At 67.8% G+C, this 21,615-nt stretch carries 18 protein-coding genes; 6 read left to right on the forward strand and 12 right to left on the reverse strand.

The window, feature by feature from the left end; translation table 11 throughout:
- The first annotated feature begins 3 nt into the window (after positions 1 to 3).
- Entirely contained in the window at positions 4 to 1,032 is a 1,029-nt protein-coding gene (gene fbaA / locus DL991_RS14460; RefSeq protein ID WP_125784820.1) for a class II fructose-bisphosphate aldolase, read from the forward strand.
- A gap of 355 nt (positions 1,033 to 1,387) precedes the next feature.
- Here fbaA and DL991_RS14465 read toward each other — a convergent pair whose 3' ends face one another.
- Positions 1,388 to 2,605, reverse strand: a complete 1,218-nt coding sequence (locus tag DL991_RS14465) for a hypothetical protein (RefSeq protein ID WP_125784821.1) — start codon at positions 2,603 to 2,605, stop codon at positions 1,388 to 1,390.
- A gap of 231 nt (positions 2,606 to 2,836) precedes the next feature.
- Between DL991_RS14465 and DL991_RS14470 the strand changes: the two genes are divergently transcribed.
- Positions 2,837 to 3,244: a DUF3151 domain-containing protein gene (locus tag DL991_RS14470; RefSeq protein ID WP_125784822.1), complete on the forward strand. Its 408-nt coding sequence runs from the start codon at positions 2,837 to 2,839 to the stop codon at positions 3,242 to 3,244.
- Positions 3,245 to 3,312: 68 nt separating this feature from the next.
- Here the strand turns inward: DL991_RS14470 and DL991_RS14475 are convergent, their stop codons facing one another.
- Positions 3,313 to 4,539 (reverse strand): lipase family protein, encoded by a 1,227-nt coding sequence (locus tag DL991_RS14475; protein ID WP_125784823.1) that lies wholly within the window; start codon positions 4,537 to 4,539, stop codon positions 3,313 to 3,315.
- Positions 4,540 to 4,673: 134 nt separating this feature from the next.
- Here DL991_RS14475 and DL991_RS14480 point away from each other — a divergent pair, with 134 nt between their 5' ends.
- A complete protein-coding gene (locus tag DL991_RS14480) occupies positions 4,674 to 5,255 on the forward strand; it encodes a TetR/AcrR family transcriptional regulator (protein WP_199746205.1) in 582 nt (193 codons plus the stop codon).
- On the opposite strand, the gene DL991_RS14485 is transcribed toward DL991_RS14480, so the two are convergent.
- Both DL991_RS14485 and DL991_RS14490 read right to left on the reverse strand, forming a co-directional pair.
- Positions 5,252 to 6,571 carry a GGDEF domain-containing protein gene (locus DL991_RS14485; RefSeq protein ID WP_125784825.1) on the reverse strand — a complete coding sequence of 440 codons (1,320 nt, stop codon included), beginning with the start codon at positions 6,569 to 6,571 and terminating at the stop codon, positions 5,252 to 5,254. The two genes, DL991_RS14480 and DL991_RS14485, sit on opposite strands and share 4 nt — an antisense overlap.
- A 202-nt stretch (positions 6,572 to 6,773) precedes the next feature.
- A complete protein-coding gene (locus tag DL991_RS14490) occupies positions 6,774 to 8,027 on the reverse strand; it encodes an MFS transporter (protein WP_125784826.1) in 1,254 nt (417 codons plus the stop codon).
- Positions 8,028 to 8,520: 493 nt separating this feature from the next.
- On the opposite strand from DL991_RS14490, the gene DL991_RS14495 reads away from it, so the two are divergent.
- A complete protein-coding gene (locus tag DL991_RS14495; protein WP_233598851.1) occupies positions 8,521 to 10,416 on the forward strand; it encodes an FAD/NAD(P)-binding domain-containing protein in 1,896 nt (631 codons plus the stop codon).
- A gap of 349 nt (positions 10,417 to 10,765) precedes the next feature.
- Here DL991_RS14495 and DL991_RS14500 read toward each other — a convergent pair whose 3' ends face one another.
- The 7 genes from DL991_RS14500 to DL991_RS14530 form a co-directional block, all read right to left on the reverse strand.
- Positions 10,766 to 11,815 (reverse strand): LLM class flavin-dependent oxidoreductase, encoded by a 1,050-nt coding sequence (locus DL991_RS14500; RefSeq protein ID WP_125784827.1) that lies wholly within the window; start codon positions 11,813 to 11,815, stop codon positions 10,766 to 10,768.
- Complete coding sequence (locus DL991_RS14505; RefSeq protein WP_125784828.1) at positions 11,812 to 13,389, reverse strand: ABC transporter ATP-binding protein; 1,578 nt, start codon at positions 13,387 to 13,389, stop codon at positions 11,812 to 11,814. The genes DL991_RS14500 and DL991_RS14505 overlap by 4 nt, the downstream gene beginning before the upstream one ends.
- On the reverse strand, positions 13,386 to 14,198 hold the full coding sequence (locus DL991_RS14510; protein ID WP_125784829.1) for an ABC transporter permease: 813 nt from the start codon (positions 14,196 to 14,198) through the stop codon (positions 13,386 to 13,388). The genes DL991_RS14505 and DL991_RS14510 overlap by 4 nt, the downstream gene beginning before the upstream one ends.
- A complete protein-coding gene (locus DL991_RS14515) occupies positions 14,191 to 15,141 on the reverse strand; it encodes an ABC transporter permease (RefSeq protein ID WP_125784830.1) in 951 nt (316 codons plus the stop codon). Before DL991_RS14515 ends, DL991_RS14510 begins: the two co-directional genes overlap by 8 nt.
- Positions 15,138 to 16,745, reverse strand: a complete 1,608-nt coding sequence (locus DL991_RS14520; RefSeq protein ID WP_125784831.1) for an ABC transporter substrate-binding protein — start codon at positions 16,743 to 16,745, stop codon at positions 15,138 to 15,140. Before DL991_RS14520 ends, DL991_RS14515 begins: the two co-directional genes overlap by 4 nt.
- Before the next feature lie 208 nt (positions 16,746 to 16,953).
- Positions 16,954 to 17,592, reverse strand: coding sequence for a DUF1524 domain-containing protein (locus DL991_RS14525; protein WP_125784832.1), 639 nt, complete (start codon positions 17,590 to 17,592; stop codon positions 16,954 to 16,956).
- A 349-nt stretch (positions 17,593 to 17,941) separates the two neighbouring features.
- Positions 17,942 to 18,622 (reverse strand): hypothetical protein, encoded by a 681-nt coding sequence (locus DL991_RS14530; protein ID WP_233598852.1) that lies wholly within the window; start codon positions 18,620 to 18,622, stop codon positions 17,942 to 17,944.
- A 54-nt stretch (positions 18,623 to 18,676) separates the two neighbouring features.
- Here DL991_RS14530 and DL991_RS14535 point away from each other — a divergent pair, with 54 nt between their 5' ends.
- Positions 18,677 to 19,963 (forward strand): adenylosuccinate synthase, encoded by a 1,287-nt coding sequence (locus tag DL991_RS14535; RefSeq protein WP_125784833.1) that lies wholly within the window; start codon positions 18,677 to 18,679, stop codon positions 19,961 to 19,963.
- 69 nt (positions 19,964 to 20,032) lie between these two features.
- Here DL991_RS14535 and DL991_RS14540 read toward each other — a convergent pair whose 3' ends face one another.
- A complete protein-coding gene (locus DL991_RS14540) occupies positions 20,033 to 20,527 on the reverse strand; it encodes an OsmC family protein (RefSeq protein ID WP_038521494.1) in 495 nt (164 codons plus the stop codon).
- A gap of 122 nt (positions 20,528 to 20,649) precedes the next feature.
- Between DL991_RS14540 and DL991_RS14545 the strand changes: the two genes are divergently transcribed.
- A complete protein-coding gene (locus DL991_RS14545; protein WP_125784834.1) occupies positions 20,650 to 21,585 on the forward strand; it encodes an LLM class F420-dependent oxidoreductase in 936 nt (311 codons plus the stop codon).
- Positions 21,586 to 21,615: the final 30 nt, after the last annotated feature.

Below are 21,615 nucleotides of genomic sequence, written 5' to 3' on the forward strand. Positions count from 1 at the left end.
ACGATGCCCATCGCCACCCCCGAGGTCTACGCGGAGATGCTCGACCGGGCGAAGGCGAACGAATTCGCCTACCCGGCCATCAACGTGACCTCGTCGGAGACCCTGAACGCCGCCATCCGCGGGTTCGCCGAGGCGGAGAGCGACGGGATCATCCAGTTCTCCACCGGCGGCGCGGAGTTCGCGTCCGGCCAGAAGGTCAAGGACATGGTGACCGGTTCGGTCGCGCTCGCCGAGTTCGCCCAGGTCGTCGCCGCCAAGTACGACGTGAACGTCGCGCTGCACACCGACCACTGCCCGAAGGACAAGCTCGACGGCTTCGTCCGCCCGCTGATCGAGATCTCGGCGGAGCGCGTCAAGAACGGTCAGCACCCGCTGTTCCAGAGCCACATGTGGGACGGCTCCGCGATCGACCTCGACGAGAACCTCGAGATCGCGCAGGAACTGCTCGCCAAGGCCGCGGCCGCGAACATCATCCTCGAGGTCGAGATCGGCGTCGTCGGCGGCGAGGAAGACGGCGTCGAAGCCGAGATCAACGAGAAGCTGTACACCGCCGAGGGCGACTTCCTGAAGACGATCGACGCGCTCGGCTCCGGCGAGAACGGCCGCTACCTGCTGGCCGCGACCTTCGGCAACGTGCACGGCGTCTACAAGCCCGGCAACGTGAAGCTGCGCCCGGACGTGCTCAAGGGCGGCCAGGAGGCGGCCTCGAAGAAGCTCGGCCTCCCGGCCGGTTCGAAGCCGTTCGAGCTGGTCTTCCACGGCGGTTCCGGCTCGCTGCCGGAGGAGATCCGCGAGGCGGTGTCCTACGGCGTCGTGAAGATGAACGTCGACACCGACACGCAGTACGCCTTCACCCGGCCCATCGCGGAGCACTTCTTCAAGAACTACGACGGCGTCCTGAAGATCGACGGCGAGGTCGGCAACAAGAAGGTCTACGACCCGCGTAGCTACCTGAAGGCCGCCGAGGCCGGTATGGCCGCGCGCATCGTCGAGGCCGCTCAGTCGCTGGGTTCGGCCGGCAAGAAGCTCTGACCTGTTTCTGCATGGGCTGAAGGGGACTTTCCCCGCATCTCACGCGGCGAAGGGAGCTTTTCCCGCATGGCATGCGGGGAGAGCTCCCTTCGTCCCCTCAGAGGCTCAGGCGGACGGTAGTGCCCAGCGAGACCAAGATCAGCGTTCTGTCGGTCCAAGGCTCTGTGAAATGTCGGTGCGGCCCTGTCGCCTGAGTACGTGAAGGCCCCCTTCGCTGCGCATTGCGCGAGCCTCAAGCCGGGAAGGTCGGCTCGTTCGGTGTCCCAAAGGTCCCCTTGAAGACCTTCACCGTCTCAAAGGGGACCTTCAGGACATGCCCACGACCGCACCTTTGCGTTAACCCTCACTCAGAGCCTCAGACGGCCGGGAGCGTCGTCTTCTCCCGGCGCTTCTCCAGTAGCGAGTTCACCGCTCGCGTCCCCGGTCCGGCGGCGGCCCACAGCGCACCGACCCCGGCCAGGCAGACAACGGCCGTCCAGTAGGCCACCGGCGGTGCCGACTCCGTATGCGCGTCGCCGAGGATCCACGGCCGGAACTGCGACTGCACCCACAGCATCCCGTAGCCGAACGCCGTCGCCAGCAGCGCGCCGGTGCCCGCCGTCAGCAGCGGATGACCGCGGCCGATGCGGAACGCCAGGTCGACGGCGAGGCCGACGGCCAGCAGGTAGAACGGCACGGTCGAGATCGGGAAGCCCATCCCGAGCAGCAGCGGCCACATCACCAGCCGGTAGCCGAGGTACGCCGCGGCGACGGTCGTCCCCGCCCAGCGGAAGCCGGTCGTGTACCGCGCCAGCGCGAAGATCAGGGCCATCACGCCGATGCCCCAGAGCGGGTACACCCAGTCGTCGATCGGCATCGTGAAGTACTCGACGGCCACCTGGTCGACCGGATGCCCGATCTGGCCGGCGGCGAAGTTCAGCAGTTCCGGCTCGGCCTCGGGAGTGCCGCGTTCCCAGGCGCGCAGGCCGAGGATGCCGTACTCCTGCTGGCCGTTCGGGAAGAACGTGTTCTCCAGGAAGAAGACCCACAGTCCGATCAGGACACCGGTGCGCGTCCGGCCGGGCTTGGCGTACTTCAGCCAGCCCATGATCACGCCGGCCTGCATGATGCCCGTGCCGATGTAGAGCATCATGTGCGACGGGCTCCACGCGGTCAGGTCGAGACCGTTGACGCGGTGGTTGATGACGTCCAGCGGCGCCGCGATGAGGAAGACCACGAGCCCGATCTGCATCAACCGGAGCGAACGCCGATCGGCGCCCATCCCGGTGTAGCTGTGGATCGCCACCAGCACCATGATGATCACCGTGCCGACGGTGTTGATCAGGTGCGGCGGGGCGAGGTCGTCCCGCAACCACATGAAATGCCACGACATGTCCCACGACGAGCCCACCATCTTGAAGGCGAACGCCGCCAGCCACATCGAGTAGCAGAAGTTCAGCACCCAGTCCGGCGTCGCCTGTCCCGGTGCGCCGCGGTGCCAGTGGAGCTGGAAGAACAGCCTCGTCTTGGCGATGGGGCTGCGGGGGATGACACCCGGCGAAAGGTCCCCGGTCACTTCTGTCGCCTTTGTCATGCGGATATCTTCCCTGCTCCAGGTCACGAGACGGGCATTCGGGGTCCAAAATCGGGGTTCACCCGTAGGGGTGGCGGATTTGCGGTCGGCGTGCGGAACAGGGCAAGGTGTGCCGCCATGATGCCGAAACGACTCGTCGCGGCGGTCCTCGTCGCCGCTCTGGTGCTGGCCGGTGGGGGCATTCTCGGGAGCCTGTTCTTCTAGTCGCACGGGGTCGGCACAATGGCCCGTATGACGAACCTCCTCGGCCCCCAGCCGACGCATCTCCCCGAGCACACCGCCGCGCAGGCGGCGTTGGACGCCGGGACCGACCCGACCGCCGTCGCCGCCGAGCACCCCGACTACAGCGAAGCGTGGGCCGCCCTCGCCGAGAGGGCCCTGGAAGCCGGCGAGACCGTCGCCGCGTACGCGTACGCCCGAACCGGCTACCACCGCGGCCTCGACCAGCTCCGCCGCGCCGGCTGGAAGGGACACGGTCCGGTGCCGTGGTCGCACCGCCCGAACCAGGGCTTCCTGCGTTCCCTCGCCGTCCTCGGCAAGGCCGCCGGCAAGATCGGCGAGACCGAGGAGTACGACCGGTGCCGGACGTTCCTCGGTGACTCGGACCCCGCCGCCGCGGAAGCCACCGGCCTCAAGTAGCGCGCTATGAAGGACGCTTTCATTGCAAAATTTGCAATGAAAGCGTCCTTCATAGCACTTGGTGACCCCTAGAACAGCCCGCAGTTCCCCACGGCAGGCAGCCCCGCGAAGCGTCCCTCAAGCCAAGCGAAAGCCTCCGGGAAAGCCCTGATGGCTCCGCCGACGTGCGTAGGAACCAGCGAAGTCGAGAACTGCACCTTCGCGCCCTTCGCACACCACGAGCGCGCCATGGTCCGCCCCTGCGCGTAGGGGACGATGTCGTCGAGAGCGCTGTGGACGACCAGCGTCGGCACACCCGGCTTCCGCGCCCCGATGAGCTGTTCGCCGACGCGCGTCTTGAACGGCTCTTCGCCGAGGTACGCGGTCAGTGGCCTGCCGTCCTTGGTCAGATCCTTCGACTGCGTGAACGCGTGCGCGAAGATCGCGTCCGCGGTGCACTCCTGCTTGACCTTCTCGAACGCTTCGACGCCCTTCGCGTTCAGCAGGGCCGGGATGTTCAGCTCCGGATAGGCCGCGTCCATGCTGACCAGCGTGAATCCGAGGAATCCGAAGGCGTAGTGCCCGTCGATGTTCTCGCCGACCTCGGCCAGGTCGGCCGGGACGGCGCCCGCGTACGAGCCCTTCAGTTTGAGTTCGGGTGCGTACGACGGCTGCAATTCGGCGGCCGACGCCGACGCGCCGCCGCCCTGCGAGTAGCCCGCGGTCGCGACGGGGCCGTTGTCCGGCAGATTCGCTTCGGGCAGGCGCTGCGCCGCGCGGATCGAGTCGAGGACGGCGTTGCCTTCGGCGGCACGGTTGACGTACGTGTGGACGCCGGGGGTGCCGAGGCCTTCGTAGTCGGTGACGACGACGCCGTAGCCGCGAAGCAGCAGTCCGGCGATGAAGGGGCCTTCGTACTCCATGCCCGCGGCGAGGGCTTTCGACGGCGCGCACTGGTCGCCGACACCCTGCGTCCCGGCCGCGTAGCCGATGACCGGCCGCTCGCCCGCGCCGGTCCACGCCTTCTTCGGGGTCAGGACGGTGCCGGTCACGGCGTTGGCTTTGCCGTGCGTGTCGGTGCTGCGGTACATGATCCGCTGGACATCGGCGTCGGCCTTGATGAGTTTCACGGGATCGACGTAGAAGGTGGCCGGTTCGTGCCGGATGATGTCGCCGGGAGCACCCGCGGGCAGTGGCGACGGGGGGTCGTAGAAGGACGGTGCGGCGTTGGCCTGCTGTGCCCCGAAGGTCAGCAGGGCCGCGATGGTGGCCGCTGAGACGGCGGCGGACACACCGCGCCGGGATCCTGGACGCATGCTTGCTCCTCGTTGAGCACAAACATTTTCGACAGACGTGTCGAAAAAGAGAGTCAGTGAGGTGGCGCACAATGTCAAGTCCGGCGCCGAGAGGGCGACCCCGCAAACTCCCGCTCGGCGAGCAACGCGCACGGGTGCTGAGTGCGGCTGCCGGGGTCTTCGCGGTGCACGGCGCGCAGGCCGCGACGATCGAGCAGATCGCCCGGCGCGCGGGCGTTTCCCGGCAGGCCGTCTACGAGCAGTTCGGCGACCGCACGACACTGTTCTCCCAGGTCGTGGCGGATATCGAGGAGCGGGCCTTCGAGGCGATCGGCGCGCCGGCCATCGATCTCTCACAGCCGGAGCTCCGCTCCTGGGCGCGCGGCAACTACGCCAACATGTTCGCCTTCGTCGCGGCGAATCCCGAGGCGTTCCCCGTGCTGCGCGAGGCCGAGCGCATGGGCGACCCCGCCCTCACCCGGCTCCGTGAGCGGCTCGCGCGGGTCTACACCGAGGCGAGCAGGCAGCGCTGGGCCAGCCACGGGGTCGATTCCGGCCGCGCGGACAAGGCCCTGGTCACGCTGTTCTTCGCGATGACCGAGGCACTCGTCCAGGCGAGCTGGGACGGTGAGCCGCCCGACGCGGACGCGCTCATCGACCTGCTCACCGAATTCACCGTCGGGGGCGTGGTCCGCCTTCGGACCGCGGCCGCGGACGTGATGGAGCGGTTGCGCTAGGCCGCGACGGCCTCCAGAGACTTTCCAGCCACTTCGGCGACCGCCGCCAGGTCCGGTGACGAGACGACCCGGTTCCGGCCGTTGCGTTTCGCCGCGTAGACGGAAGCGTCGGCCGAGGCCATGACCTCGTCCATCGTCCGGCCGTCGAGCGGGAAGTTCGCGACGCCGACCGACGCCGTCCGCTGCTCGATGACCACGGGATTGCCCTCGTTGTCCTGGGTCTTGATGACCATTTCGCTGATCCGTTGCCGGATCCGCTCGGCGACCGCGACGGACTCCTGCTTCGACGACGATGTCAGGAGCACGACGAACTCCTCACCGCCGAAGCGGCCGGCGAGGTCCTGCGTGCGCGTTTCGGCCTTGACCAGCGCCGCGACCCCCTTGAGCACGTCGTCGCCCGCCAGGTGACCGTAGGTGTCGTTGATGCTCTTGAAGTGGTCGAGGTCGATCATCAGCGTGCCGAACTGGCCGTTTTCGCGTTCGGCGCGGGCGACCTCGCGGATGGCGCCCTGCTGCCAGGTCGTGGCGTTGAGCAGCTGGGTCTTCTGATCGGTGGTGGCGAGTTCTTCCAGCTGCTTGATCAGCACCGAACGCTGCAGCAGGTACAGCGGCAGGAAGACGAGCAGCACCAGCACCGGCTGATGCGGCATGACGGCGAGCACCAGCGCGCCGATGCAGACCGTCGAGGCTTCGAGGATGTTGTCGTCCCAAGAGCCGAGGAGCGCCTGGATCGTCGCCTTGTCAGGCGCCGCGAAGTACAGGCCGGTACCGGTGAAGACGGCGTTCATGAGGAAGAAGGCGAGGCTCGCGGCACAGATCGACGTCACCGACGCCGCGTCGGCGCCGACGACCTGTACGGCCGCCCAGGCGGCGAACGCGGTCAGCGTCATCGATGTGGCGTTCGCCACAGTTCGATGGGGGTTGACCGTGCGGAGGCCCGCCCAGCTGCGGTATCCGAGGTGGAGATAGATGACGGTTACGAGAAGCGCCGTCAACTGCGGCGGAAGCAGAATCGCACCGGGTAGCACCCAGACCGAGGTCATGTTGATGTGCGGGGTGACGCTCATGCTGCGTCGCTGCCGCTCGATCCGGCGGGTCGCCTCGGTGTGCGCGATGGCGAGTCCGGCGAGCAGGAAACACAGCAGGACCTGCGAAGACGTGATGGCGATGGATGCGGCGAAGACCCCCGTCAGTGCCAGCATCGTCGCGACGGACAGCCCGGTGTAGGCGATCCAGTGTCGAGGCCTCTTCCACAGCTCCCACGTCGCTACCGTGAGAGCCGAACGATGTCCAGCGTGTTCCTCCGATGTGATCATCTTTCCCCCTGACTCTTGCGTCATTCTCCGAAACCCCCTACTTACGGACAGCTTCTACCGACTTGCGGGCTGTCGACAAGCTCCCTAGGTGTGTACTTTTCTCTGAGAGGTCGAGGGAAAGGTGCCAGCGATGGCCGGTAGGGATCAGTGAACTGGGGCGCGCGCCAGACGTCCGCGCGATCGGGCCGGCGCGCGGAACACCTCAATGTTCTGCGCGTGCGGCGTCTTTCTCCTGCCATCGTTCGGGGTCGCGGCTGAGGGTCCGCCACCAGCTCAGGGCCAGCGGGACGGTCAGTATCAATCCCGCAAGCCCGAAGACGCCGACAGTCGACTGCGGGCCCACCTGATCGGCCAGGATGCCGCCGAGCAGGGGACTCACGCCCATCGTCGTGGTCAGGCCGGTGTTCGAGAGGCCCATGACCTGTGCCCGGCTCTCGTCCGGCACGGCCAGTGTCAGTGAGGCGGTCGCCTGCATCAGCGCCACGGTGCCGAAGGCGCCGCAGAACACGAACAACACGATCGACGACAGCGGACCCGGCTGCAGGAAGCACAGCAGCAGCGGGACCGCCGTCAGCGCCGAAAGCGGCCCGATCAGCTTCGGCCGGAGGTGTGCCGGCACCCAGCGCGAGTAGATGAACGCCCCGATCACGCTGCCGATCGGATCGGCGGCCAGCAACAGGCCGATGATCTCGGGGCCGCCGCCCGACGAGGCGACGTACGGCGCCGCGATGCCCTCGTACACCGGCAGCAGGCCCATCAGCCAGGTGAACAACAGCAGCGAGCGCAGCCCGGAGCTGGCGAAGACGATCTTCCCGCCCGAGCCGATCGACGCGAAGAACGACTTGCGCTTCTCGCCGGTGGCCGCGGCCGGACGTGACTTCAGCCCGAACCGGACGAACAGCGCCGAGATCAAAAAGGTGACCGCGTCCAGCGCGAGGGCGATGTGGGGTTCGAGTGCGGTCAGCAGAAGGCCGCCGCCCGCGAATCCGGCCAGCTGCGCCGATTGGACGGTCATGCTGCGGATCGCCATGCCGACGACGAAGCGATCGCCTTCGAGGATCTGGGGCAGCAAGGCCAGCTGCGCCGCTTTGAACGGCGGGTTCAGCAGCGAGACGGCGCCGACGAGGACGCACAGGACCCAGAACGGCAGCACCGGGACCGCGACCAGCGCGATCAGCGCCGCCCGTAACAGGTCCACGACCACCATCACGGTTCGCCGGGGGAACCGGTCCGCGAACCCGGTGAGGAAGATTCCGCCGAGCAGCGAAGGGGCGTACGTCAGCGCGTAGGTGAGACCGGTCAGGGTCGCGGAGCGGGTTTCGGTGAAGACGAGGACGGAGAGGGCGACCCTGGCGAGTTGATCGCCGAAGATCGAGAACAGCTCGGCGAACCAGAGCGAACGGAACTCGGCTACCCCGAACACTTCTCGGTAAGTGACCCGTCCGGCCGAAGCCATGTTGCCCCCAATAGGGTCCTTATTACGCGACAAACTCGTGACCGAGAGTAACGCGGTCACGAGCTCGTCACGAAGCGTCATTCGTTCACGTAAGTGTCTCCTGACTGTTGGTGATTGGCTAGGTTCTTTCGCCGGGTTTCTGGAGTTGGAGATCTTTTTCGTGGACGAGCGGTCGTTCGCGAAGATGTCCCGATGGCCGGTACCGAGGTCTAGACCTGCGGCTTTCGCCCTTTTCGTGCCTTCGGCCGGTGAAATCCGGATGTGGCCGCCTCGTCAGGGGCCGGAATCCCCGTGTGGTCGAGACGGGCCGGATGAGCCCGCGCGGCAGGTGTTCGATCGCCACGGAGCGCAGCCGAAACGCTGGGCCGAATGGTTGAGCGGCCCGCGTCCGGAGGAGTGAACGGCTCAGTCTTCCCTTTCGGGCCCTCCGCGCGACGGTTCCGCTCTTTGAGAAGCCGAACGTGCCCCGGAATCCGGGCGTAGCTTCGGCCTCGTGAGTACCGCAGAGCGTCCCTACGTGCTCGCGGTGGTCGGTGCCGGTCCGCGCGGAGTGGGCGTGCTCGAACGGCTCGGCGCGAACGCCGCCGAACTGCTCGGAGGACGTCGTCTGGTGGTGCATCTCATCGACCCCTTCCCCGCCGGGGCGGGACGGGTCTGGCGGTTCGAGCAGTCGCCGCTGCTGCGGATGAACTCCATGCCCGAGGACGTCACGGTCTTCACCGACGACACCGTGAAGGTCGACGGCCCGATCCGGCCGGGGCCCTCGCTGATCGAGTGGGCGCGGCTGGTTCGCGCGGGCGCCCTCGACGCCGAGGTCGATGACAGCCTGCGCGCCGAACTCGAGGCGCTGCAAAGCGATCACTTCCCGACGCGACGGTTGCAGAGCGCGTACCTCACCTGGTTCCACCGCAAGGTCCTGGCCGAACTCCCGGGCGGGATCGAGGTCGTCGAGCACCGGACCCGCGCGGTGCGGCTCGAAGACGGCGAGCCGCAGTCGCTCTGGCTGGAGGATCGCGCGGAACCCCTCGAAGTGGACGCGGTCCTGTTCACCGTCGGGCATCTCGACGCGGAACCGGACGAACGCGAGACCGCACTCGCGGACTTCGCCGCCCGCCACGACCTCGCGTACTACCCGGCCGGCTACACCGCAGACGTCGGCTATTCGGCGATCGGACCGGGGGAAACCGTGCTGGTACGCGGATTCGGCCTCGCGTTCGTGGATCTGATGCTACTGCTGACCGAAGGCCGCGGCGGCCGTTTCGAGGAGCAGGCGTGCGGTGGGCTGAAGTACCACCCCAGCGGCGCCGAGCCCGTGCTGCACATCGGTTCGCGTCGCGGAGTGCCGTACCACGCGAAAATCGGCTACCGCCCGCGCGGCAAACCGTTGCGACTGCCGAGGTTCTTCGACGCCTACGCCATCGAAAGGCTTTGCGCCGTACCCGGCCGGATCGACTTCCGCCACGACGTCTGGCCGCTGATCTCGAAGGAGATCGCCTGGGCGTACTACAGCGAACTGTTCACCGCCCATCCCGAACGGGTGCGCATGGACTTCGCCGTCTTCGCCGACGCTTTCGCGGACGCGGCGCCGGACGAACTCGCCGCGCTGGTGGCGCGTGCGGTCCCGGCGCAGGACGACCGGCTCGACCTGGACCGGCTCGACCGGCCGATGGCGGGCGCCGAATTCGGCACCGCCGAGGAGTACGGCAAGGAACTGCGCGAGTACGTCGAAGCGGACCTGAGCCGCCGGTCGGACTCGGAGTACAGCGCGGATCTGGGCGCGTTCATAGCGTTGCTGTCCGTGATGGGCCAGCTTCCCGCGCTGATTCAGACCGGGCGGCTCGACGCGGCCTCGCAACTGTCCGATTTGGACGGATGGTTCCTCGGTTTCTTCTCGTACTTCGCCAGCGGGCCGCCTCCGCGGCGCCTCGAAGAACTGCTCGCACTCCAGGAAGCTGGCCTCGTCTCCTTCCTGGGCGCCGAAATGCGGATTTCGGCCGACGAGGAACGCCGGTCGTTCGTCGCTACCGGCGCGAGCTTCCCCGGCGAGACCGAGGCGCGGACACTCGTCGAGGCGCGGTTGCCCGAGCCGAGCATCACCCGGGCGTCCGATGTCCTTTTGCGACAGTTGCGCGACAGTGGCGCGCTCGGCGAGGAAGCCGTGGTCGACCCGGTCACCGGCGACCGGCTGCTCGCCGGCCGCATCCACACCCGCGTCTCCGACGGCCGGATGCTCGACGGCGAGGGCTGCCCGCATCCGCGCCGGTTCGCGCTCGGGCCGCATACGTCCGCGCGGTCCGCCGGGGCGTTCACGCGGCCGCGGACCAACGCGATTCCCTTCCGGCAGAACGACATCGTGGCGCGGGAGATCCTGCGGCTGGCCGTCTCGTGAATGATGGGGACGGAGGCGTGTCACGCGTGATCACGCGAGTCACGCCTCCAATCACGCGAGTGTCGCCTTCAATCACGCGAGTGTCGCCTTCAATCACGCAAGACCCGCGACCTCCTCCAGCACTCGGACGGCCTCCGAAGGCGCGAGCATGGTGGCAGGTTGCGAAAGCCACTTTCGCAACCTTCAACGTTGCGAAAGTGGCTTTCGCAACACCGGCACCGTCGTTGACACCCGTGGTCGAGATGCGTCGCGAAAGCCACCTTCGCGACGCCTGAGGTTGCGAAAGTGGCTTTCGCAACACAGTCGCCCCACGGCCGCGACCGAATCCCCGAGACTCGACACCTTCGACTTACCCCTCAAAACCGTCCTCCCACACCCGCGAGGGCAGCTCTTTCCGCACGATCGGGATGACGTCGGAGGCGAAGAGCTCCAGGACTTTCCGTGCCTCCTCGGATTTCAGGCCGTCCACTGAGACCGCCTGCACCTCGTGCCCGAAGGAAGCGTGGTAGTCGCCGATCTTGTCGATGACCTGCTCCGGACTTCCGACCAGCGCGGAACCGTTGGCGATCTTGTCCTCCAACGTGGTGAACTCCGACTTGTTGTGCTGATACGCGGGTGTCTTCATCAGCGCCTCGAAGTGCGGCCGGTAGCCGTCCAGCGCCTCCTGCGAGGTCTTCGCGACGTACAGCCCGCCCGCGCCGGAACCGACGAGCGCGTCCGCCGGATCGTGGCCGTGATCCGCCCACCGCCGCCGGTAGTGGCCGATCAGGTCCGCGTACTTCTTCTTGGGATGGAAGCCGTTCGCGGTGAACAGCGGGTCGCCGAACTTCGCCGCCAGCTCGGTCGACTCGGTGCTCGACGCGCTCCCGTGCCAGATCCGCGGCCGCGCGTGGAACGGCCGCGGTTGCGTCGTAACGGCGGTCAGCGGCGCGCGGAATTCGCCCTCCCAAGTCACGCCTTCCTCCAGGAACAGCCTGCGCAGCAGGGCGAACTTCTCCGCCTGGTACTCCCATTGCCGTTCCTCTTCGAGGCCGAACAGCGGGAAGTGCCGGGGATCGTTGCCCTTCCCGATCATGAGGTCCAGCCGGCCGCCGGAAAGCTGGTCGAGCGTCGCGTAGTCCTCGGCGACGCGGACCGGGTCGAGCACGCTGATCACGGTCAAGGTGGTCAGCAGCCGGACGCGACGGGTGCGTTCGGCCACGGCGGCCAGGATCACCGGCGGCGCCGAGGAGAGGAACGGCTCGCCGTGCCGTTCGCCGACGCCGTACGCGTCGAAGCCTAGTTCTTCGGCGAAGACAGCTTCGTCGACGACTCGGCGCAGTCGTTCGTGCTGGGTCGGTGTCTCGCCGGTCGCCGGGTCGGGATGATTCGCGACGAGGGAGAAGAGCCCGAATTTCATCGTGCCTCCAACGGTTTCCGGCCCGGAATGGCGGCGAGCAGCTCGCGGGTGTAGTCCGCGCCCGGCCGTTCGAGGACGTCCTGAGCGGGGCCGAGTTCGACGAGTTCGCCGCCGCGGAGCACGCCGACGGTGTCCGCGATCTGCCGGACCACGGCGAGATCATGCGAGATGAACAAATACGTCAGCCCGAGTTCGTCCTGAAGGCCGGCGAGCAGCCGCAGGATCTGCGCCTGCACCGAGACGTCCAGCGCGGAGACGGGTTCGTCCGCGACGATCAGCTCGGGACGCAGCGCGAGCGCCCGCGCGATGGCCGCCCGTTGCCGTTGCCCGCCGGACAGTTCGGCGGGTTTGCGCTTCAGCACCGAAGACGGCAGCGCGACCTGGTCGACGAGTTCCGCCGCCCGTGCCCGGCGTTCCGCTTTCGTGCCGACACCGAACGCCCGCAGCGGCTCGGAGATGACGTCTTCGATGCTGAACTTGGGGTTCAGCGACGCGTACGGGTTCTGGTACACCAGCTGGAACCGGCGCCGCAGCCGTCGCAGTTCTTCGCCGCGCAGCGCCGTGATGTCCTCGCCGTCGAACTCGACGACGCCGTCGGTCGGCGTCTCCAGCCGCAGGATCATCCGCGCGGTGGTCGACTTGCCCGAACCGGACTCGCCGACCAGCGCGAGCGTCCGGCCACGGGCGATGTCGAACGAAACGCCGTCCACGGCGCGGACGGTCCCGAAGATCTTGCCGAGGCCGCGGACCGAGACCAGGACGTCGGACGACGGCGGTTTCGGCTCGCGCGACGGGGTGTCGGACAGGCTCGGCGCGGCGGCGAGTAGATCCCGCGTGTACTTCTGGGTTGGTGCGACGAGGATCTCGCCGGTCGTTCCTTCCTCGACCACGGTCCCCTGGGACAGCACCACGATCCGCGACGCCCGATCGGACGCGACGCCGAGGTCGTGCGTGATCAGCAGGACGGCGGTGCCCGCCTCGGAGGCGAGTTCTTCGAGGTGGTCGAGGATCTGCCGCTGCACGGTGACGTCGAGCGCGCTGGTCGGTTCGTCGGCGATGACGAGTTTCGGTCGCCCGGCCAGCGCGGCGGCGATCAGCGCACGCTGGCGCAGCCCGCCGGACAGCTCGTGCGGATACTGCCGCGCCCGCGCCTCCGGATCCGCGATCCCGGCCTTGCGCAGTAGCTTCACCGCCTCCGCGCCGGCGGTTCGTTTGTCCGCCAGGCCGTGGATCAGCAGCACTTCCGCGACCTGATCGCCGATCCGGTGCACGGGATTGAGCGAAACCGTCGGATCCTGGGGGACCAGCGCGATCTCGCGGCCGCGCACGGAACGCCAAGCGCGGTCGGAGAGTTTCGTGAGGTCCCGGCCGTCGAAGGTGATCTCGCCGCGCTCGATCCGCCCGCCGCGTGGCAGCAGGCCGATGGCCGCGTGCGCCGTCGTGCTCTTGCCGGAGCCGGACTCGCCGACCACCGCGACGATCTGTCCCTTGTGGACAGATAGCGAGACGCCATCCACGGCGGGGACGGACTTGTAGGAAACCGCCAGGTCGCGGATGGTGAGCAGGTCGCTCATCGCACGTCTCCTTCGATGGCTCTGGACAGCCGGTTCGCGGACAGCACCACGGCCGCGACGGTGAGTCCGGGGAAGGTCGTCATCCACCAGGCGGTGGCGAGGAAGCCGCGCCCGCCCGCCACGAGCGAGCCCCATTCCGGGGTCGGCGGGGTGGCGCCGTAGCCGAGGAAGCTCAGCGCGGACACCTCCAGTACGGCGGTGCCGAAGGTGAGCGTGGCGAGCGCGAGCACCGGGCCGAGCGCGTTGGGAAGCACATGCCGTCCGAGCACCCCGGTCCAGCGGACGCCTCCCGCGCGGGCGGCCTCGACGAACACGCCACTGCGCACACGTAACACTTCGGCGCGCATCAGCCGGGCGAACTGCGCGAGATTCGCGACACCGACGGCGATCGCGACGTTGGTCGTACCGAAGCCGAGCGCCGTGACCAGCGCCAGCGACAGCAGGATCGAGGGAATCGCCAGCAGGACGTCGACGCAGCGCATGATCGCCGAATCGAGGGCGCCGCCCCGGAATCCGGCGAGCAGGCCGAGCGCAGAACCGGCGACGAGCGCGACGACGACGGCGATCACCGTCGCCTGCAACGAAAGCGCGGCGCCATGCACCACTCGCGCGAAGATGTCCCGCCCGGTTTCGTCGGTGCCGAAGAGGTGGCCGATCGAAGGGCCCTGCATCTTCTCGGCGGGGACACCGGCGAGCGGGTCCTGCCCGGTGAAGAGGCCCGGGACGAGCGCCGCCAGCAGAGCGAAGGCCAGGACGGCGATCGCGAGGAGCAGGCCCGGTCGCCTGGTGTGCACGAGAACCTCAGGCATCGGCCGTCTCCCGGTGTCGGATCCGCGGGTCCAGCAGCGGATAAACGAGGTCGACGAGCAGGTTGATGCCGACGAACACCAGCGCGGCGAGCACGATCACCGCCTGTACCACCGGGATGTCCTGCGCGGTGACCGCCGACGACGTCACGCGCCCGAGGCCGTCACGGGAGAACACCGTCTCGGTGATCACCGAGCCCGCGATCAGGTTGCCCGCGACCACTCCGGCGATGGTCAGCGTGGGCACCGCCGCGTTGCGCAGGAGATGTCCGAAGTGGACTCTCGACCGGCTCGCCCCTTTGGCCAGCGCGATCTCGGCGTAGGGCTCGGCGAGTTGCGTGCGGAGGCTCTTCGCCAGCACCTGCCCGATGATCGCGCCGGTCGGGATGGCGAGGGTGATCGCGGGCAGGATCAGCGACTCGAAGCCGTTCGAGCCCAGCGCGGGTAGCAGCTTGAGCTGGAAGGAAAAGAACTGGATGAGCACCAAGCCGACCCAGAACGACGGCAGTGAGATCCCCAGCGGTGGCAACGCGAGCAGGAGGTTGCCCAGCCGGCGATGCCGGGTGACGGTGCCCGCGATCGCGATCCCGCCCCCGAACAGGATCGCGAGCACCAGCGCGAATCCGGTCACCGCGAGCGTCGGTGGCAGGGCGGAGACGACCATGTTCGTGGCGTCGTCCCCGGTGGCGATCGAGCGGCCGAAGTCGCCTTGCAGCGCGGCGAGCAGTCGTTTTCCGTACTGGAGTGGCAACGGGTCGTCGAGTCCGTACTCCGCCTTCGCCGCGGCCAGTTGTTCCGGCGTCACGGAAAGGCCGGCCTCGCCCCCGCCGAGCTTCGCGCTGACCGCGTCACCCGGCAGGAGGTAGAGGATCACGAACGACACGGTGAACGCGGCCCACAGGACGAAGACCGCCTGCAGGATCCGCCGGAGCAGGTACCGCCTCACGAGCCCGACACCCAGGCGTCGAACAGCTGCAACCGGGACGACGCCTCGAAACCGACGCCGTGCGCGTTCGGCCCGTGCGCCAGCACCTGGGTCAGCTCGAACACCGGAGCCGAGTAGCCGCGCTCGATGATCGCACGCTGGGCCGCCTCGGCCGCGGGCTTCCGCTTGGCGGGGTCCACAGTGGACGACTGGGCGTCGAGCGGCGCGTCGACCGGGTTCTCCGCAGGCAGCTTGCTGCGGTTGTTCGCCTTGGTGGAGAACAGGTTGCGCAGGATGTCCGGATCCGCGCGGGTGGTGTTGTACCAGAGGTACTCGTAGTTCCCGCTTTGCGTGATCTGCACGCTTTCGGCCGTCGTGCGTTGCTCGATCTGAAGGTCGAAGCCGATCTTCCGCAGTTGCTGCTGGACGAGTTCGAGAACGCTCTTGTTCTGGTTGAACACCAGGGAGAAGACGACCTTGGCGGTCAGCCGCTGCCCGTTCTTCGTCCGGATCCCGTCGGGGCCGGGCAGCCAGCCCGCGCTCTCCAGCAACGACGTCGCCCCGGCGGGATCGTAGGCGAGCAGCGACGACAGGTCGGTGTAGAACGGCGTCGCCGAGCCGAGAATGCTGGTGGCGGGTTTGTAGTTCGGTGTCAGCACGGTGTTCGTGACCTCGGGCCGGTTGATGCCCTTGACCACCGCCTGGCGGACCTTCTCGTCGATGAGCACGCCCTTCGTGACGTTGGCGTGCAGGTTGAACACCACACCGGGATTCGGGCGGGTGGGCTCGGTGAACCCGTCGCCGGTGAACTGCGGTTCGTCGACGGGCTGGACGTCGGTGATGGCGTCGAGCTGCGCGGAAGCGAGACTTCCGGTGCGCACGCCGGGTTCCGGCACGATCTTGTAGGCGATCTTGTCGAGGTACGCCTCGCCCTGGTGCTTGAACAGCGACGAACCCCAGCGGTAGCCCTTGCGTTTGGCGAGGACGATTTCCTGGTTCTGCTTGAGGCTTTCGAAGACGAACGGGCCCGAGCCGATCAGTCCGTCGCCCTGGCAGCGCTGATCGGCGGTCTTCCGGTACGCGGCGGGCGCGAGTACGCCGAGCGACATCGTCGAGCTGGCCTGGAGGAACTGGGCGCTGGGAACGGAGAACCCGATCTTGACCGTCTTCGGGTCGACGACCGTCGTTCCCTTGTAGACGGCCAGATAGCCGGAGCCGAGCTGCGATTTCGGGCCGAGTGCCTTGACCGCGTCGAAGCTCGTCTTGACTGCGGCGGCGTCGACAGGGCTGCCGTCGGAGAAGGTCGCGCCGTCGCGCAGGTGGAAGGTGAACGCGGTCGAATCCGCGTTGCTCTCCCACCTTTCGGCCAGCCACGGCTTGATCTCACCGGTGGCCGGGTCCTGGTCGGTCAGCGAATCGACCAGCTGACGGCCGACGTTGAGCGAAGCGTTGGTGCCGACCTGCTGCGGATCGACACAGTCCGGACTCGACGAGATCCCGAGGCGCAACGTGCCGCCGGGTTTGGGCGGCCCGGCGTCGGCACCCGTCGAACCGCCCGCGGAAGAGCAGGCTGTGACGAAAAGTGCGGTGAGCGCGAGTAAAGAAGTGGCGGCGGTACGGGACACCGGGTGGCCTCCAGCGGGGAACGGGGGGCGCTTTTGCTTGCGCCTACCCGATTCACGCTAATCACGACCTTGAGGACCGCCCACATACTGAGTCCGGCTCCCAGCCCGCGAAACGTCCCACCTTTCCGCTTGACAGCACTGAAAGTACGTGAAGGCCCCCTTCATGTACCTAGGCGCAAGGAAGGGGGCCTTCATGTACTTACGGGGTCTAGCAGCGGTTGAGCATGTCCGTCAGCGCGGTCTTCTCCGCCGACTTGATGGAGAGCTTGTACTTGTACTTCACCGTGGTCCACATCTTCGCGTAGGTGCACCAGTAGCCGACGGTCGGCGGCTTCCAGGCGTCCGGCGACTTGTCGCCCTTCTCCTGGTTGACGTTGTCGGTGACGGCGATCAGCTGCGGCGCGCTGAGGTCGTTCGCGAACGCCTGCCGCTGCGAGGTGGTCCACGACGACGCCCCGGTGCGCCACGCGGCGGACAGCGGCACGACGTGGTCGATGTCCACATCGGACGCCGCGGTCCAGGTGGCGCCGTCGTACGGGCTGAACCAGCTGCCGGAGACGGCGGCGCAGCTGCTGTCCTGCTGGACGTTCGTGCCGTCCCGCTTCAGCACGACCTCACGGGTGTTGCAGCTGTTGCCCTGATCGGACCAGTGCGGGAACTTGTCGCGGCTGTACCCGGTCGACGAACCGTCCGGCTTGACGGTCAACCCGGCGAGCTGGGTCTTGGCGGTGTCGGTCGAGGGGATGCCCGGGGGCGTCGCTTCGGCGACGCCGACGACGCCTGCCGAGACGATCGCCGAGACGGCGAGAACAGTGAAGGAGCGACGAACAGCAAGCGCGGTTGGCATATTGCCGCCTCCGTGTCAGGTTTGGGGACCTGGTCACCATGCGGGACGGATATGACCCACGCAACACCATCGGATGACACTCTGCTGGCTATTCGTGAACGGAGGGTGTCACGAGCAGGTAGGACCCGGTGTACGCCGCCGAAAAATTTTCGGAAAGTCCAGCTGATGGTTCTGAGCCGAACGGCCTAGGCCGTGTCCGGTGAGTCTGTTCGATGGGCTTCGTGATCCAGGTGGTTCCTGGCGGTGCGGGCGGATCGGCCTCGTACCGGGTCGCACTCGGCCGCATCCGCCCGTGCCGTCAAGGACCACCTGGGCGCGAAGACCGCGAACATGACTTACCGGACACGGCCTAGTCCAGGCCGCGGACCAGCCGGAGGTCCTCGGTGTGCCGATACCAGGTCCAGCGGCTCATCGCGCGTGGATGGACGACGCCGTCGCTGCTCGGCTGGGTCGGGATGCAGCCGAGCTGGAACGCCCGCGCGTACTGCGTCGAAGGCCGTTTGAACAGCGTCCCCTTGGTCACCCGGACCATCAGCCCCGGCCCGCTAGCGTCCGGCTCGACCTCGATCGAGCGCGCGGGCCCGCGCAGGACGGTGTGCTCGTCGCAGTAGGCCACCCCGCGGATCATCCCGAGCACCCCTCGCCCGACCAGCACCCCGCCGTTGTCGTCGCGGATCAGCGGCACCGGATCGACCTCACCACGGAGGGCGAGCGAGAGGGCACGCAGCGGCTGCGTCGGCAGGCTCCAGATGCGGGCGACGTCGGAGTCCGGCGACGACGGCACGAATCCGAGCGACACGCCCGAGAGCTGTTCTTTTCGTAACAGCCGCAGCGCGACGGCCGCGAGGTCCGCGTCGGTGCCCGCGACCACCAGGTGATCGTGTTCCCCCAGCAAGGGGTCGATATCCGCCTTGCCAGGGCGGCTCGGAACGCGCACCATTTCGACGTCGTCGATCTCCGGGAGTGTGGGCTCGCCCTCGGGACAGACCACCACTATTCCGCGCACCCGAAGGCCCTCCGTTACGCTCATGCACCGGCATTTACCAGCGCCAAACCACAAGTCGCCGAACACCTGGAGTGTCACATGCCGGCCATCGTGCTGATCGGGGCCCAATGGGGGGACGAGGGCAAGGGCAAGGCCACCGACCTGCTCGGCGACCGCGTCCAGTGGATCGTGCGTTACCAAGGCGGTAACAACGCGGGCCACACCGTAGTCCTTCCCGACGGGCAGAACTTCGCCCTCCACCTGATCCCGTCCGGGATCCTCACGCCGGGCGTCACCAACGTCATCGGCAACGGCGTCGTCATCGACCCGGGCGTGCTGCTCGACGAACTCGCCGGGCTGGAGGAACGCGACGTCGACACCAGCAAACTGCTGATCTCCGCCGACGCGCACTTGATCATGCCGTACCACGTGGCGATCGATAAGGTCACCGAGCGTTACCTCGGCAGCCGCAAGATCGGCACCACCGGCCGCGGCATCGGCCCCTGCTACCAGGACAAGATCGCCCGCGTCGGCGTCCGCGTGCAGGACCTGCTCGACGAGAAGATCTTCCGGCAGAAGGTCGAGTCGGCACTGGAGTTCAAGAACCAGGTGCTGGTCAAGGTCTACAACCGCAAGGCGCTCGACGCCGACCAGGTCGCCGACGAGGTGCTGGCCGCGGGCGAGAAGTTCGCGCACCGCATCGCCGACACGCGCCTTCAGCTGAACCAGGCCCTCGAACGCGGCGAGACCGTGCTGCTCGAAGGCTCGCAGGGCACCCTGCTCGACGTCGATCACGGCACGTACCCGTTCGTGACGTCGTCGAACCCGACCTCCGGCGGCGCGAGCGCGGGTTCGGGCATCGGCCCCGGCAAGATCGGCACCGTGCTGGGCATCCTCAAGGCCTACACCACGCGCGTCGGCTCCGGCCCGTTCCCGACCGAGCTGGACGACGAGTCCGGCGAGTACCTGCGCAAACAGGGCGGCGAGTTCGGCGTCACCACCGGCCGCTCGCGGCGCACCGGCTGGTTCGACGCCGTCATCGCGCGCTACGCGGTGCGGGTCAACGGCATCACCGACTACTTCCTCACCAAACTGGACGTGCTGTCCGGGCTGGAGAAGGTGCCGGTGTGCGTCGGCTACGAGGTCGACGGCTTCCGTACCTACGACATGCCGATGACGCAGACCGACGTGCACCACGCGCTGCCGATCTACGAAGAGCTGCCGGGCTGGTTCGAGGACATCTCGGGCTGCCGCACCTTCGAAGAGCTGCCGGCGAATGCGCGCGCCTACGTCGAGCGGCTCGAAGAGCTCTCGGGCGCGCGGATCTCGGCGATCGGCGTCGGACCGGGCCGGGAGCAGACGATCGTGCGTCACGAGTTCGTCTGACCCCCTTACACGTGCCATGAAAGGCCCCTTCATTGCAAATTTTGCAATGAAGGGGCCTTTCATGGCGTCTCAGGCGAGCGAGGTCTTCACCGGCGTCGGGTTCCGGAACAGGTCCAGCACCGGGCAGTGCTCGTCGACCTGCCGCTTCAGGTCCTCGTAGACCTCCGCCCCCGCGGGCCCGCTCAGCTCCACCGAGACCCGCACATCGCCGAAGCCGGGGCGAGTCTCCGAGAACCCGAAGAATCCGTGAAGGTCGATGTCACCGTCCACGGTCACCTGCACACCTTCGAGTGGCACACCGAGCTTCGCCGCCCAGAACTGGTACGTGATCACCTGGCACGAGCCCAGCGCGGCGAGCGCGTATTCGACCGGGTTCGCCGCGGTGTCGGTGCCGCCGAGCGCGGCGGGTTCGTCGACGGCGAACGAGTGGTCCCGCACCCGCACGTCCACCCGCGTCGCGGTTCCGGGGTTCAGCGCGTTGGCGACGCTGAACGAGACGGCGGCGTTGCGCGGGTCGGCGTCGACGGCGGTCTTGGTTCCTTCGATGACATCGGTCAGCGACATCGGGTCTCTCCAGGATCGAGGTGTCGGACGCCGCCCAGGGTGCGGCAACCCGCGCGACCGCGCGCGTGATCTCATCTGGTGAACGGCGAAATATCCTTTCGACGGCGCGGTTGGCGTTGAACATGACCATCGGAGTGGCACTCCCGTCCGGGGACACCGCGGACGCCGTCAACATCGTCGATGAACTCGTCACGCAGACCCGGCAGGCCGCCGACGCGGGCCTGACGTCCGTCTGGTTCTCCCAGCAGATGGAGCACGACGCGATCACCGTCGCCGCCCTCGCCGGCCGTGCGGTCCCGGGAATCACCGTCGGGACCGGCGTCGTCCCGATCTACCCGCGACATCCGTTGCTGATCACCGGTCTCGCGCAGACGGCGCAGGCCGCCACCGGGGGCCGGTTCGTCCTCGGCCTCGGAACCGGCGCGAAGAACTGGCTCGAACCGGCGTACGGCATCGAGTACCCGTCGCCGATCAAGCACCTTCGCGAGTACCTGACGATCCTCCGTCAGGTACTCGACGGCGGCGAAGTCGACTTCCAAGGCGAGACTGTTCGGGCGCAGGCCAAGGGCTTCGCGGCTTCGCTTTCTGTCGCCGGGTCTTCGGACATCCCGGTGATCATCGCCGCGATGGGACGGCAGGCGCTGCGCGTCACCGGCGAACTCGCCGACGGCACGATCCCGTTCCTCGCTGGGCCCAAAGCCCTTTCCGAGGGGATCGTCCCGGAGATCACCAAGGCAGCCGCCGGTCGTCCGGCGCCGCGGATCATCGCGATGGTCCCGGTCGTCGTGACCGACGATCCCGACGCCGTCCGCGCCCAGGTCGACCGGCAGTACGCGTTCTTCCGCGACATCCCGTCCTACCGGGCGGTCTTCGACGCCCAGGGCGTGGATTCCGCCGGTGAGCTGGTGATCGCCGGGGACGAGGAGACCGTCGCGGCCGAGATCCGGCGGTACTTCGACGCCGGGGCGACCGAGGTGGTCGCGACGCAGAGCGGCATCCGGAACAGCGAAGAGCGGCTTCGTACCTGGAGCGTCCTCGGAGACCTCGTCAAGCGTTGACCCCGTGTCAGGAAAGGGGCGTTCAGGACA

It is taken from the genome of Amycolatopsis sp. WAC 01375, assembly GCF_003947325.1.
Lineage (GTDB): Bacteria > Actinomycetota > Actinomycetes > Mycobacteriales > Pseudonocardiaceae > Amycolatopsis.